We start from the raw sequence: 12,596 nt of genomic DNA on the forward strand, positions 1-12,596 counted from the left end.
CAGCTTCGCGCCGCTGCAGCGCGCCCTGCTGCGCACCGCGCTCGACGCGGTACGCGTCGGCGGGATCGTCGGCTACGCGACCTGCTCGCCGCATCTCGCCGAGACCCGCGCGGTCGTCACCGACATCCTCAAGCAGCGCCCGGAGACGGAGCTGATCGACGCCCGCCCGCTGCTGCCGGGCGTCCCGGCGCTCGGCGAGGGTCCGGACGTACAGCTGTGGCCGCATCTGCACGGCACGGATGCGATGTACCTGGCGCTCATCCGGCGGACTGGCTGAAATGCCGCCAGGGGCAGCCAACTCAGGGGCGCGGGGAACTGCGCGAGCAGCCCTCGACGGCCCGCAGACGAAGCACAACCTGTAAGGACCGCCGTCACAGCCAAGCGCAGCGGCATGGCAGTCTTGTCGCATGGCCGTGCAGATCAACCCCAGCATCCTGTCCGCCGACTTCGCCCGCCTCGCGGAGGAGGCCAAGGCGGTCCAAGGCGCCGACTGGCTCCATGTCGACGTCATGGACAACCATTTCGTTCCGAACCTCACGCTCGGCGTGCCGGTCGTGGAGTCCCTGGCCCGTGCGACGGACACCCCGCTGGACTGCCACCTGATGATCGAGGACCCCGACCGCTGGGCGCCGCAGTACGTCGAGGCGGGCGCCTCCTCCGTCACCTTCCACGTGGAGGCGGCCGCCGCGCCCGTCCGGCTCGCCCGGGAGATCCGCGCGAAGGGCGCCCGCGCCTCCATGGCGCTCAAGCCTGCGACGCCGATCGAGCCGTTCGAGGACCTGCTTCCGGAACTCGACATGCTGCTGATCATGACGGTCGAGCCCGGCTTCGGCGGCCAGGCGTTCCTCGACATCATGCTGCCGAAGATCCGCCGCACCCGTGAGCTGATCGGCAAGCACGGCCTGCAGCTGTGGCTCCAGGTGGACGGCGGTGTCTCGGCCTCGACGATCGAGCGGTGCGCGGACGCGGGAGCGGACGTGTTCGTGGCCGGCTCGGCCGTGTACGGGGCGCAGGACCCTGCGGAGGCGGTGCGTGCCCTGCGCGCACAGGCGGAGGCCGCGACCGCCAAGGCATCCTGGGCATGCGACCACTGAGCCACGGCTACGTGAACGGTTAAGTGAACGGCCCCTATCAGGGCAGATCCGTAGCGCCGAATCTGCAAGGATGAACGGCGAATCCAGAGTGTGAACAGCAGTGAGGAGATCGCCGTGTCGGGTATGTCGGCGGGCCGGTCAGCCATGCGGATGGGACCCGCTGAGCTGGTGCAGGCGGCGGCCATGGCCCGCCGCTTCTACCTCGAGGGCAAGTCCAAGATCCAGATCGCGGAGGAGTTCGGCGTCAGCCGCTTCAAGGTGGCCCGGGTCCTGGAGACGGCTCTCGAACGGGATCTCGTACGCATCGAGATCCGTGTCCCGGCCGAGCTGGACGCCGAGCGCTCGGACGCGCTCCGCGCCCGGTACGGCCTGCGGCACGCCGTAGTGGTCGAGTCCCCGGCCGAGGCCGAGGAGACCCCCGACCCCGAGAACCTCGGCGAGGTCGCCGCCGACCTGCTCGGCGAGCTCGTCAACGAGGGGGACGTGCTGGGGCTGGCCTGGGGCCGGTCCACCATCCACATGGCGGCGGCGCTCGACCGGCTGCCGCCGTGCACGGTCGTGCAGCTGACGGGTGTGTACGACGCCGGTACCTCGGAGCGCGGCTCGGTCGAGGCGGTGCGCCGCGCCGCCCAGGTGTCGGGCGGCGACGCCCATCCGATCTATGCGCCGATGCTGCTGCCGGACGCGGCCACCGCGGCGGCGCTGCGCAACCAGACCGGGATCGCCCGGGCCTTCGAGTACTTCGACAAGGTCACGGTCGCCTGTGTCTCCATCGGCTCCTGGGAGCCGGGCATCTCGACGGTGCACGACATGCTCAGCGACGAGGAACGGGCGCACTACGCCTCGCTCGGCGTGGCCGCCGAGATGGCGGCGCATCTCTTCGACGCCGAGGGGCGCCGGATCGGGCGGGACCTGGGGGAGCGGTGCATCACGGTCAAGGCCGACCAGCTGCGCCGTGTCCCGGAAGTCGTGGCGATCGCAGGCGGGCAGCGCAAGGCGTCCGCGATCGACGCGGTACTGCGCTCCGGCCTGGTCACCAGCCTGGTCACGGACACCTCGGCCGCGGACTACCTGATGACAGCCGGTCCCACCCCGAAACCGGCCCTGAGCCGAGCGGACCCGGACGGCATCTGAGGGGCCTCGCGGCGGGGTCGTGGGGCGCGTCTCACGGTGCGCCGTGGCGGCCGTGATCAGCGGAGGCGGGCCGGGCGAGGGGTGAGGTGAGTCGAGGGGGGCTTGCGAAGGGCGCGGTGAGCCGAGGCGGGCCGGGGCAAGGGGTGCGGCGAGCCGAGGCCTGTCCGGGCGGGCTGTGACGAGCCGGGTCGCGGCAGGGCGTGGCAGCATCGTCGGCATGCTGCCACGGTTGGTCCCCCATGTGCCGAGACGGTCCCTCACACCGTCCCCCACCCCCGCACGGTCCCTGAAGCTGCCCCGTGCGCTCGTCGGGTTGCTGGTTGTCGTCGTTGCCGTACTTCTCGCGGGATGTTCGTCCGGGGCCGGGTCCGGAGCCAGCGGTGGGGCCAGCCCGGGCGGTGCGCGTGTGTCCGTGCCGGCGTGGGCCCATGGGATGGGCACGGTCAGGGAGGACCAGCTCCCGGCCGAGGCCCAAAGGACGCTTGGCCTCATCGACAAGGGCGGGCCCTTCCCGTACGCCAAGGACGGGGTCGTCTTCGGGAACTTCGAGGGCCGGCTGCCCAGGCATCAGCGCGGCTACTACCACGAGTACACGGTCAGGACACCCGGCTCGCGCGATCGCGGGGCCCGGCGCATCGTCACCGGGCAGGGCGGGGAGATCTACTACACCGGTGATCACTACAACACGTTCCGGGCGGTGCTGAGATGAGTGAAGAGCCGACGAGGCCGGCAGACGCGGCAGATCTCGCAGGGCGGCATGTCGTCGCCCTGGACCTCGACGGCGTCAGCGACAAGGCCGGGCTGATGGACCGCGCCGCGCGGGCGCTGGCGCTGCCCGACTGGTTCGGTCGTAACTGGGACGCGCTGGTCGACTCCCTCTCCGACCACACCGTATGGCCCGAGGGGGCCGTCGAGCAGGGGATGCTCATCGTCGTCCAGGGCTGGCAGCCGTACGCCGAGGCGAACCCGGGCGAGTGGCGGACGGCTCAGGACGTGTTCGCCGAGGCGGTGGACCGGACGCCCGCGCTGGCCGTCGTACTGGCCCTGGGTCATTCGCGCCTTGGAGGATCCTCCTAGGTGATCGGCGCTCACCCTGGATGTTCCGTCGGGGCGTGACATCGGCCCGGACATGGGACAATGAAGTACGTGCTCTTTCCCCCTGGCACACCTGTCCGGGGGCCACTTCTGAACGACTGGGATGAGCAGCACGTGCGTTTCCTCAATGACATCCAGCCCGCGTACGACCTGACGTACGACGACGTCTTCATGGTGCCGAGCCGTTCCGCGGTCGGCTCGCGTCAGGGTGTGGACCTCAGCTCGCCGGACGGCACGGGCACCACCATCCCGCTCGTCGTCGCCAACATGACCGCCATCGCCGGCCGCCGCATGGCCGAGACCATGGCCCGCCGCGGTGGCCTGGTGGTCATCCCGCAGGACATCCCGATCGACGTCGTCACCGACGTCGTCTCCTGGGTGAAGAGCCGCCACCTGGTGCTCGACACACCGATCGTCCTCGCCCCGCACCAGACGGTCGCCGACGCGCTCGCGCTGCTGCCCAAGCGGGCCCACAACGCCGGTGTGGTCGTGGACGAGGAGCAGCGGCCCGTCGGCGTCGTCACCGACGCGGACCTGACCGGCGTCGACCGCTTCACGCAGCTCGAAGTGGTCATGTCCAAGGACCTCCTGCTCCTCGACGCGGACATCGACCCGCGCGAAGCCTTCAACACCCTGGACCACCACAACCGGCGCTACGCCCCGGCCGTCGACAAGGACGGCAAGCTGGCCGGCATCCTCACCCGCAAGGGCGCCCTGCGCGCCACGCTGTACACCCCGGCCGTCGACGCGCAGGGCAAGCTGCGCATCGCCGCCGCGGTCGGCATCAACGGCGATGTCGCGGGCAAGGCCAAGCAGCTGCTCGACGCGGGCGTGGACACGCTCGTCATCGACACCGCGCACGGCCACCAGGAGTCGATGATCAGCGCGATCAAGCTGGTGCGCGCCCTCGACCCGCAGGTGCCGATCGTCGCGGGCAACATCGTCTCCGCCGAGGGCGTCAAGGACCTCATCGACGCCGGCGCGGACATCATCAAGGTCGGTGTCGGCCCCGGCGCCATGTGCACCACGCGCATGATGACCGGCGTGGGCCGGCCGCAGTTCTCGGCCGTCCTGGAGTGCGCCGCCGAGGCGAGGAAGTACGGCAAGCACGTGTGGGCCGACGGTGGCGTCCGGCACCCGCGCGACGTGGCCATGGCCCTCGCGGCCGGCGCGTCCAACGTGATGGTCGGCTCCTGGTTCGCGGGTACGTACGAGTCGCCCGGCGACCTCCAGCACGACGCCGACGGGCGCGCCTACAAGGAGTCCTTCGGCATGGCCTCCGCGCGTGCGGTGGCCAACCGCACGTCCGAGGAGTCCGCCTACGACCGCGCCCGCAAGGGGCTGTTCGAGGAGGGCATCTCCACCTCCCGTATGTTCCTCGACCCGGCTCGCCCGGGCGTCGAGGACCTGATCGACTCGATCATCGCGGGCGTCCGCTCCTCCTGCACCTACGCCGGTGCCGGCTCGCTGGAGGAGTTCGCCGAGAAGGCCGTCGTCGGCATCCAGAGCGCCGCCGGCTACGCCGAGGGCAAGCCGCTGCACGCCAGCTGGAGCTGACCGGCGAAACGTCGTCCTGAACGGCCCCTGTTCCTCCCCGGTCGGGAGGGACGGGGGCCGCTGGCGTATCCGGACGTCTGCTTTCAGACATCCGGAGGCCTCCCTCTCACTTATCTGGACAAAGGTGGCGGTGAGGTCGCCGTGCAACGGTCGACAGCCCGTGCGCAACGATTTGTCATTCCGGTCGGATGAACGCAATGATCATCCGGGGACGCGCAAGGTTGCTGCATTACGCCCGTGAAGGCCTGGCTCATAGGGTGCTCGTCTGTACGTGGCGTGGCGGGGACCCCGCTCGGTGGGTTCCTGCCCTCGCAGGGCTGCCGCCGGTCCCCGTCCGCAATGACCGGCAGGATTAAGGAGCCAGCGAGTGCTCGATCAAGGCGCACCCCCGCACGACCGCACAGCGACCGCCCCCGTGCCCCCGGGCGTCGCCGCGCGCCTCATGCGGCGCAAGCCCGTGGAACGCCTGGTCGCGGAGGGCGGCCAGGGCGAGGGAGGCTCGCTGCGGCGCTCCCTCGGGCTGTGGCAGCTGACCATGATCAGCATCGGTGCCACGCTCGGCACCGGCATCTTCGTCGTCCTCGGCCAGGCCGTCCCCAAGGCGGGCCCGGCCGTCACCCTGTCCTTCGTGATCGCCGGTCTCACCGCGCTGTTCTCGGCCCTGTCCTACGCCGAGCTGGCGGGCACCATCCCGGTCTCCGGCTCCTCGTACTCGTACGCATACGCAACGATGGGCGAGCTGATCGCCTGGGTCTGCGGCTGGTGTCTGCTGCTGGAGTACGGCGTCTCGGTGGCCGCCGTGGCCGTCGGCTGGGGCGAGTACCTCAACGAGCTGCTGGACGGCACGATAGGCGTGACCATCCCGACCGCCCTGGCGGCTCCGCCCGGCGACGGGGGCATCTTCAACCTGCCCGCCCTGATCGTCGTGATCCTCGCGATGGTGTTCCTGCTCGGCGGCGCCAAGGAGTCCGCGCGGGCCAACACCATCATGGTGTGCGTGAAGATCGCCGCGCTGATCCTGTTCTGCGCGATCGGCTTCATGGGCTTCAAGTCCGGCAACTACGCGAACTTCATGCCGCTCGGCATGGCGGGCGTCAGCGGCGCCGGCGCCACGCTGTTCTTCTCGTACATCGGCTTCGACGCCGCCTCCACCGCCGGTGAGGAGGCCAAGGACGCCCAGCGCGACCTGCCCCGCGCGATCATGCTGTCCCTGGTCATCGTGACCGCCCTGTACGTACTGGTCGCGGCTGTCGCCGTCGGTGCCAAGCCGTGGCGCAGCTTCGGCGACTCCGAGGCCACGCTCGCCCAGATCATGAAGGACGTCACCGGGCAGAGCTTCTGGGGCACCCTGCTGGCCTTCTGTGCCGTCATCGCCATCGCGAGCGTCGTTCTGACCGTGCTCTACGGACAGACTCGCATCCTGTTCGCGATGTCCCGCGACGGCCTGGTGCCCAAGATCTTCGCCAAGGTCCACCCCAAGACCGGCGCGCCCCGCGCCAACACGGTGATCGTCTCCCTGTTCTGCGGTGTCCTCGCCGCCGCGATCCCGCTGGGCCAGCTGGCGGACGCCACCAGCATCGGCACGCTGTTCGCCTTCGCGCTGGTCAACGTCGCGGTCGTGGTGCTGCGCCGGACGCGCCCGCACATGAACCGCACCTTCCGCGTTCCGCTGTCGCCGGTGCTGCCCGCGCTGGGCTTCGCCTTCTGCATCTGGATGATGGGCAGCCTGTCGACCGTCACGTGGATCGTGTTCGGTGTCTGGATGGCCGTCGGGCTCGTGTTCTACTTCGTATACGGCTACCGCCGTTCCCGTCTCGCGACCGGTGCGGAACTCGCGGCGACGGCAGAGAAGTGACCGAACCGAAGAAGTGAACCACCCCCTGTGCTGAACGATCTCGACGAACGCATCGTGCACGCCCTCGCCGAGGACGCCCGCCGCTCCTACGCGGACATCGGGCAGCTGGTCGGACTGTCCGCGCCCGCCGTGAAGCGGCGCGTGGACAGGCTGCGCGCCACCGGAGCGATCACCGGATTCACCGTCCGGGTGGACCCGGCGGCGCTCGGCTGGGAGACCGAGGGGTACATCGAGATCTACTGCCGGCGCAACACTTCGCCGGAGACCATCCAGCGGGGGCTGGAGCGCTATCAGGAGGTCGTGGCCGCGTCGACCGTCACCGGCGACGCGGACGCGATCGCGCAGGTCTTCGCGTCTGACATGCGGCACTTCGAGCGGGTGCTGGAGCGTATCGCCGGGGAGCCGTTTGTCGAGCGCACCAAGTCGGTGCTGGTGCTTTCGCCGTTGCTGCGGCGCTTCTCCTCCGGGGCGCCGGGGTAAGGGCGGACTCCAGCCACGCGGCGGAGCCGCATATCGATACAGCCTCGCGCCCCTTCAAGCATGCTCGACCGCGGCACCCTCAGGGGCGCGGGGAACTGCACGAGAAACCACGACGCACCCGTAACCCGGCAGACGGCATTGCGCCCCGAGCTCTACTCCGCGGTCTTCCGCGCCAGCGAGTTGCTGCCTATGGAGTTCCGCACGCTGAAGCTCACCGCATCCGGGCGGTAGCGGTCGTCGGACCACTCCACCGGTCGGCCTTCGCGTGTCGTCGTCACCCGCCGCACCCGTAGCAGCGGACTCGTCCGGCGGACCCCCAGCAACTCGGCGTCCTGCGCGCCGCAGGCGACCGCGTCGATCACATGCTCGCCGTAGGCGAAGACCAGCCCCGTGTCGTCGTACAGCCGCTGCGTGACCGACGGACACTCCGGCTCGATCGACTCCACCGCCGGGGAGATCCAGTCGGCGTACACCGTGCGCTCCAGCAGCACCGGTTCGCCGTCCAGGCCGCGGACCCGGAGCACATGCAACACCTGCGTGCCGATGGGGAGTTGGAGGCGAATCGCGTCCTCGTGGGTGGCCGGGCGGTACTCCTGGGTCACCACATGACCCGTGGCCTCGCGGCCCATCGCGCGGGCCCACTGGGCGAAGCTGCGCAGTTCCTCGAAGCTCTGGCTGCGCCGGCTGGCGAGCACGACGCGCCGGGCGCCCTGGCGGGAGCCGATCAGGCCCTCGGAGGTCAGGGCCGCCACGGCCTGGCGGACCGTGCCGCGTGAGACGCCGTAGTGCGTCGCGAGTTCCGCCTCCGAGGGCAGACGGCTGCCGACCGTGTACTCCTCGCGGTCGATCGCCCGCCGCAGTTCGTCGGCGATCTCCTCGTGTCGCGCCGTCATGCTTCCCCTCTGCTCGGGTCTCTGTGCACAGCGTGACCAGCCTAATCGACGCACCTTGGTGATCCGTGTCAGTCGGAAGTGTGCAGGGAAACAGGGCCTGGTGTTTCGCCGATGTTTACGATCAGGACACCCGAGACCGGCGTACTGAGGCCAACTTGTTCAGACAAGTTCTCCCTCCCTCCTTCATGCGTCCCCCTGGAGAGACCGTGATCGTGTCCCTGCCGAGAAACGCCGTGCTCGGCGGCTCCCTCGCCGTCGTCGCCGCGCTCGCGCTGAGCGCCTGCGGCGCCGCCCCCGACAACGCGTCCACCAAGACCAAGGACGGCAAGACCGCCGCCACCGCCACCTCCGCAGCCGACTTCGGCGGCATGGACGCCCTGGTCAAGGCGGCCAAGAAGGAGGGCACGCTGCACATCATCGCGGTGCCCCGCGACTGGGCCAACTACGGCGCCCTCATCGACGGCTTCCAGAAGAAGTACGGCATCAAGATCGAGGACGAGAGCCCCGACGGCACCAGCCAGGATGAGATCAACGCCGTCACCACCCGCAAGGGCCAGGACCGCGCCCCCGACGTCCTCGACCTCGGCTCCTCCTTCGCGCTGAGCGCCGCCCAGCAGGGTCTGCTCGCGCCCTACAAGGTGGCCTCCTACACCGAGATCCCCGAGGCCCAGAAGGACCCGCAGGCCCGCTGGTACAACGACTACGGCGGCTACATCTCCATCGGCTGCGACGACAAGCGCGTCAAGGAGTGCCCGACCAGCTTCAAGGACCTGCTCAAGCCCGAGTACAAGGGCCAGGTCGCCCTCAACGGCAACCCGACCAAGTCCGGCTCCGCCTTCGGCGGCGTCTACGCCGCGGCCCTCGCGAACGGCGGCTCCTTCGACAACATCCAGCCCGGCCTGGACTTCTTCGCCAAGCTGAAGAAGAGCGGCAACTACACGCCCGTCGAGTCCACCCCGGCCACCGTCGAGAAGGGCGAGACGCCCATCTCCATCGACTGGGACTACCTGAACGCCGGCTACGCCAAGGAGTTCAAGTCCAAGGGCCTCGACTGGAAGGTCGTCATCCCGAGCGACGGCCAGTACGCCCAGTACTACTCCCAGGCGATCAACAAGGACGCCTCGCACCCCGCGGCCGCCCGCCTGTGGCAGGAGTACCTGTACAGCACCGAGGGCCAGAACCTGTGGCTCCAGGGCTACGCCCGCCCGGCCCTGATGGCCACCATGGACAAGGCCGGCACCCTCGACAAGACGGCCGCCGCCCAGCTGCCGAAGGTCACCGGCACGCCCTCCTTCCCGACCGAGGACCAGCAGAGCAAGGCCAAGACGGTCATCGCCCAGGGCTGGGGTAAGGCCGTCTCCGGATGACCACCGCCCTCCCGCGTACGGACGTGGCGCCCGTCGCTTCGGCGAAGCGGCGGCGCCGCGCCCCCGGCTGGCTGGCGGTCGTACCGCTGCTGGTCTTCGTCACCATCGCCTTCGGCCTGCCCGCCGTCGCCATCGTGAACGGCGCCTTCTCGGTCGACGACGCCACCACGGGCGCCACCCACTACACCGGCGCCAACCTGACGGCCTCGCTGCAGGGCCCGTACCTCACCGCACTGCTCGGCAGCGTCAAGCTGTCCGCGATCTCGGCCGCGCTCGGCGCCCTGCTCGGGCTGCCGCTCGCACAGGCCGTGGTCAGCTCGCGCTCCCGCTGGCTGCGCGAGGCCGTGCTGACCGCCTCCGGGGTGCTCGCCAACTTCGGCGGCGTCCCGCTGGCCTTCGCCTTCGTCGCCACCCTCGGCAACGCGGGCGTCCTCACCGTCCACCTGGGCCTGAAGGACAGCGGCTGGGACCTCTACAGCTTCTGGGGCCTGGTCCTCGTCTACCTGTACTTCCTCATCCCGCTCATGGTCCTCACCATCACCCCCGCGCTGGACGGCCTGCGCGCGCAGTGGCGCGAGGCCGCGCTGAACAACGGCGCCACCGGTGTGCAGTACTGGCGGCACGTGGCCCTGCCCGTGCTCGCGCCCTCGCTGCTCGGCGGCCTGGTCCTGCTGTTCGGCAGCGCCTTCGCCGCCTACGCCACCGCCGCCGCCATGGTCGGCAGCGCGGTCCCGCTGGTCACCCTGCAGATCGCCGACGCCCTGTCCGGCAACGTCCTGGTCGGCCAGGAGAACGTCGCCCTCGCCCTCAGCCTCGACATGGTCCTGGTGGCGGGCCTGGTGATGGCCGTGTACCTGCCCCTTCAGCGACGGAGCGCGCGATGGCTCGACGCCTGACCCCGTGGCGGTGGGTCGTCCTCGGCCTCGCCGCCCTGTACTTCCTGGTGCCGCTCGCCGCCTCCGTGATCTTCACGGTGGACGTGCCCGGCCAGGGCGTCAGCTTCGACGCCTACACGAAGATCCTCTCCGCCGACGGCTTCCTCTCCAGCCTGCTGCTCTCGCTGGAGCTGGCCGTCGCCACCATCGCGGCCGTCCTGCTGCTGATGGTGCCCGCCGTGGTCGCGCTGCGGCTCGGCGCGCCCCGGCTGCGCCCGGTGGTGGAGGTGGTGTGCTCGCTGCCGCTGGTGGTGCCGCCCATCGCGTTCGTCGCCGGCATCGCCACCGTGCTGAAGTGGGGCCCGGAGCATCTCTCCCAGACGCCGTTGTTCGAGACGTTCGTGGTGATCCAGAACCAGAACTTCCCGGTCGTACTGGTCCTCGCCTACGTCGTGATGGCCCTGCCGTTCGTCTACCGGGCCCTGGACGCCGGCCTGCGGGCCATCGACGTACGGACCCTCGTCGAGGCCGCCCGCAGCTGCGGCGCCTCCTGGCCGCAGGCGCTGTTGCAGGCCGTTCTGCCCAATCTGCGCGGGGCCCTGCTGAATGCGTCCTTCCTCACGCTGGCCCTGGTCCTGGGCGAGTTCACGGTCTCCCATCTGCTCGGCTACGCGCCCTTCGCCGTGTGGATCTACAACGTCGGCGGCGAACAGGCCCAGATGTCCGTCGCCGTGTCCGTGCTCAGCCTGCTCGTCACCTGGGCCCTGCTCCTCGCGCTCGCCGGTGCCGGCGGCGGACGCAACCGAACCGCTTCTTCCCGGGGATGACCACCATGACCGCCACCCTGACCGAGACCCTTGAAAAGGCCGCGACCGTCGAATTCCGGGGCCTCCGGCGCGAGTTCGGGGCCACCGTCGCCCTCGACGGACTCGACCTCACCGTCCGCCCGGGGGAGTTCCTGGCCCTGCTCGGCCCGTCCGGCTGCGGCAAGACCACCGCGCTGCGCATGCTCGCCGGGTTCGAACACCCCGACTCCGGCGCCGTGCTGGTCGACGGCGAGGACGTCACGCAGGTCCCGGCCCACCGCCGCGACGCCGGCATGGTCTTCCAGTCGTACAGCCTCTTCCCGCATCTGAACGCCGTCGACAACGTCGCCTTCGGGCTGCGTATGCGCGGTGCCCGTACGGCCGAACGGCGCTCCCGTGCCGCCGAGTTGCTGGAGCTGGTCGGTCTCGCCGACAAGGGCGAGCGCTACCCGCACCAGCTCTCCGGCGGCCAGCAGCAGCGCATCGCGCTGGCCCGCGCCCTGGCCCTGCGCCCGCGCGTCCTCCTGCTCGACGAGCCGCTGTCCGCCCTCGACGCCAAGGTGCGGCTCACCCTGCGCGAGGAGATCCGCCGGCTCCAGCAGGAACTGGGCATCACCACGCTGTTTGTGACACACGATCAGGAGGAGGCCCTGTCGGTCGCCGACCGGGTCGCCGTCATGCGCGCCGGCCGCCTCGAACAGTGCGCCGAACCCGCCGAGTTGTACGGCCGTCCCGCGACCGCCTTCGTCGCCGAGTTCGTCGGCACGATGAGCCGGATCCCGGGCGCGCTGACCGACGGCACGGTCCAGGTGCTCGGGCAGCGGCTGCCCGCCGACGGCGAGGTGCCGGACGGCCCGGTGGACGTACTGGTGCGCCCGGAGTCCCTCCGGGTGAGCGCCGACGAACAGGGCACCGCCCGCGTCGTCGCCACCGCCTTCCTCGGCGCGGTCGTCCGGGTCACCGTACGGCTCGCCGACGGCACCGAGGCCAAGGCCGACCTGCCCGCGCACGAGGCCACCGGGCTCGGCGCCGGAGCCCCGGTCAGCGTGTCGCTGCCCGAACGCCCGGTGCTGGTGGCCGAACGTATCCAGAAGTGAGGAACGACAACAACGTGACCCCCCACACCTCCGAACGCCCGCTGCAGGCCGTCCTGTTCGACATGGACGGCACCCTCGTCGACACCGAGCGGCTGTGGTGGGAGGCGGTCGAGCAGGTCGCCGGCCGCCCGCTGACCGAGGACGACCAGCGGGACGTGCTCGGCCGACCGGTCGAGCACACCGCCGCCTGGCTCGCCGCGGCGACCGGACGGCCCGAGGCGGACCTCGCGGCCGGCCTGCACCGCGAGTTCGCCGACCGCGTCCGCACCGGGATCGTGCCCCGGCCCGGCGCGCTGGACCTGCTGGACGCGCTGGCCGCCGCCGGTGTCCCCGCCGCCCTGGT

13 protein-coding genes and 1 pseudogene are annotated in these 12,596 nt (G+C 70.7%); 13 read left to right on the forward strand and 1 reads right to left on the reverse strand.

Annotation, left to right across the window (positions count from 1 at the left end):
* The 8 genes and pseudogenes from M878_RS84220 to M878_RS84250 all read left to right on the forward strand — a co-directional run.
* Nucleotides 1-277, forward strand: a pseudogene (locus tag M878_RS84220) (rRNA cytosine-C5-methyltransferase); the annotation flags it as partial.
* A gap of 130 nt (nucleotides 278-407) precedes the next feature.
* Nucleotides 408-1,094 carry a ribulose-phosphate 3-epimerase gene (rpe, locus tag M878_RS84225; RefSeq protein WP_023552122.1) on the forward strand — a complete coding sequence of 229 codons (687 nt, stop codon included), beginning with the start codon at nucleotides 408-410 and terminating at the stop codon, nucleotides 1,092-1,094.
* Between the two features lie 90 nt (nucleotides 1,095-1,184).
* Nucleotides 1,185-2,228 (forward strand): sugar-binding transcriptional regulator, encoded by a 1,044-nt coding sequence (locus M878_RS84230; RefSeq protein ID WP_023552123.1) that lies wholly within the window; start codon nucleotides 1,185-1,187, stop codon nucleotides 2,226-2,228.
* 217 nt (nucleotides 2,229-2,445) lie between these two features.
* A complete protein-coding gene (locus M878_RS49595; protein WP_078630473.1) occupies nucleotides 2,446-2,937 on the forward strand; it encodes a guanyl-specific ribonuclease in 492 nt (163 codons plus the stop codon).
* Nucleotides 2,934-3,305 carry a barstar family protein gene (locus M878_RS84235; RefSeq protein ID WP_023552125.1) on the forward strand — a complete coding sequence of 124 codons (372 nt, stop codon included), beginning with the start codon at nucleotides 2,934-2,936 and terminating at the stop codon, nucleotides 3,303-3,305. Before M878_RS49595 ends, M878_RS84235 begins: the two co-directional genes overlap by 4 nt.
* Nucleotides 3,306-3,437: 132 nt before the next feature.
* A complete protein-coding gene (locus M878_RS84240) occupies nucleotides 3,438-4,880 on the forward strand; it encodes a GuaB1 family IMP dehydrogenase-related protein (protein WP_023552126.1) in 1,443 nt (480 codons plus the stop codon).
* A 367-nt stretch (nucleotides 4,881-5,247) separates the two neighbouring features.
* Nucleotides 5,248-6,735, forward strand: a complete 1,488-nt coding sequence (locus M878_RS84245; RefSeq protein ID WP_023552127.1) for an amino acid permease — start codon at nucleotides 5,248-5,250, stop codon at nucleotides 6,733-6,735.
* A 27-nt stretch (nucleotides 6,736-6,762) separates the two neighbouring features.
* Complete coding sequence (locus tag M878_RS84250) at nucleotides 6,763-7,215, forward strand: Lrp/AsnC family transcriptional regulator (RefSeq protein WP_023552128.1); 453 nt, start codon at nucleotides 6,763-6,765, stop codon at nucleotides 7,213-7,215.
* A gap of 152 nt (nucleotides 7,216-7,367) precedes the next feature.
* On the opposite strand, the gene M878_RS84255 is transcribed toward M878_RS84250, so the two are convergent.
* Complete coding sequence (locus M878_RS84255) at nucleotides 7,368-8,108, reverse strand: GntR family transcriptional regulator (RefSeq protein WP_023552129.1); 741 nt, start codon at nucleotides 8,106-8,108, stop codon at nucleotides 7,368-7,370.
* A 206-nt stretch (nucleotides 8,109-8,314) separates the two neighbouring features.
* On the opposite strand from M878_RS84255, the gene M878_RS84260 reads away from it, so the two are divergent.
* The 5 genes from M878_RS84260 to M878_RS84280 form a co-directional block, all read left to right on the forward strand.
* Entirely contained in the window at nucleotides 8,315-9,475 is a 1,161-nt protein-coding gene (locus M878_RS84260; protein ID WP_023552130.1) for an ABC transporter substrate-binding protein, read from the forward strand.
* Nucleotides 9,472-10,371 (forward strand): ABC transporter permease, encoded by a 900-nt coding sequence (locus M878_RS84265; protein WP_023552131.1) that lies wholly within the window; start codon nucleotides 9,472-9,474, stop codon nucleotides 10,369-10,371. The genes M878_RS84260 and M878_RS84265 overlap by 4 nt, the downstream gene beginning before the upstream one ends.
* Nucleotides 10,356-11,177 carry an ABC transporter permease gene (locus M878_RS84270; protein WP_023552132.1) on the forward strand — a complete coding sequence of 274 codons (822 nt, stop codon included), beginning with the start codon at nucleotides 10,356-10,358 and terminating at the stop codon, nucleotides 11,175-11,177. The genes M878_RS84265 and M878_RS84270 overlap by 16 nt, the downstream gene beginning before the upstream one ends.
* Before the next feature lie 5 nt (nucleotides 11,178-11,182).
* Entirely contained in the window at nucleotides 11,183-12,253 is a 1,071-nt protein-coding gene (locus tag M878_RS84275; RefSeq protein ID WP_031226688.1) for an ABC transporter ATP-binding protein, read from the forward strand.
* Between the two features lie 62 nt (nucleotides 12,254-12,315).
* On the forward strand, nucleotides 12,316-12,596 hold a 281-nt coding region (locus M878_RS84280; RefSeq protein WP_209445664.1), incomplete at its 3' end, for an HAD hydrolase-like protein.

Origin of the sequence: Streptomyces roseochromogenus subsp. oscitans DS 12.976 (assembly GCF_000497445.1) — a bacterium.
GTDB classification, from domain to species: Bacteria; Actinomycetota; Actinomycetes; order Streptomycetales; family Streptomycetaceae; genus Streptomyces; species Streptomyces oscitans.

Excerpts from the sequence above, each read along its gene's own strand:
- rpe (WP_023552122.1), top strand. The coding sequence starts at position 408 with ATGGCCGTGCAGATCAACCCCAGCATCCTGTCCGCCGACTTCGCCCGC.
- M878_RS49595 (WP_078630473.1), top strand. The coding sequence starts at position 2,446 with ATGCTGCCACGGTTGGTCCCCCATGTGCCGAGACGGTCCCTCACACCG.
- M878_RS84235 (WP_023552125.1), top strand. The coding sequence starts at position 2,934 with ATGAGTGAAGAGCCGACGAGGCCGGCAGACGCGGCAGATCTCGCAGGG.
- M878_RS84255 (WP_023552129.1), bottom strand. The coding sequence starts at position 8,108 with ATGACGGCGCGACACGAGGAGATCGCCGACGAACTGCGGCGGGCGATC.
- M878_RS84265 (WP_023552131.1), top strand. The coding sequence starts at position 9,472 with ATGACCACCGCCCTCCCGCGTACGGACGTGGCGCCCGTCGCTTCGGCG.
- M878_RS84270 (WP_023552132.1), top strand. The coding sequence starts at position 10,356 with ATGGCTCGACGCCTGACCCCGTGGCGGTGGGTCGTCCTCGGCCTCGCC.
- M878_RS84275 (WP_031226688.1), top strand. The coding sequence starts at position 11,183 with ATGACCGCCACCCTGACCGAGACCCTTGAAAAGGCCGCGACCGTCGAA.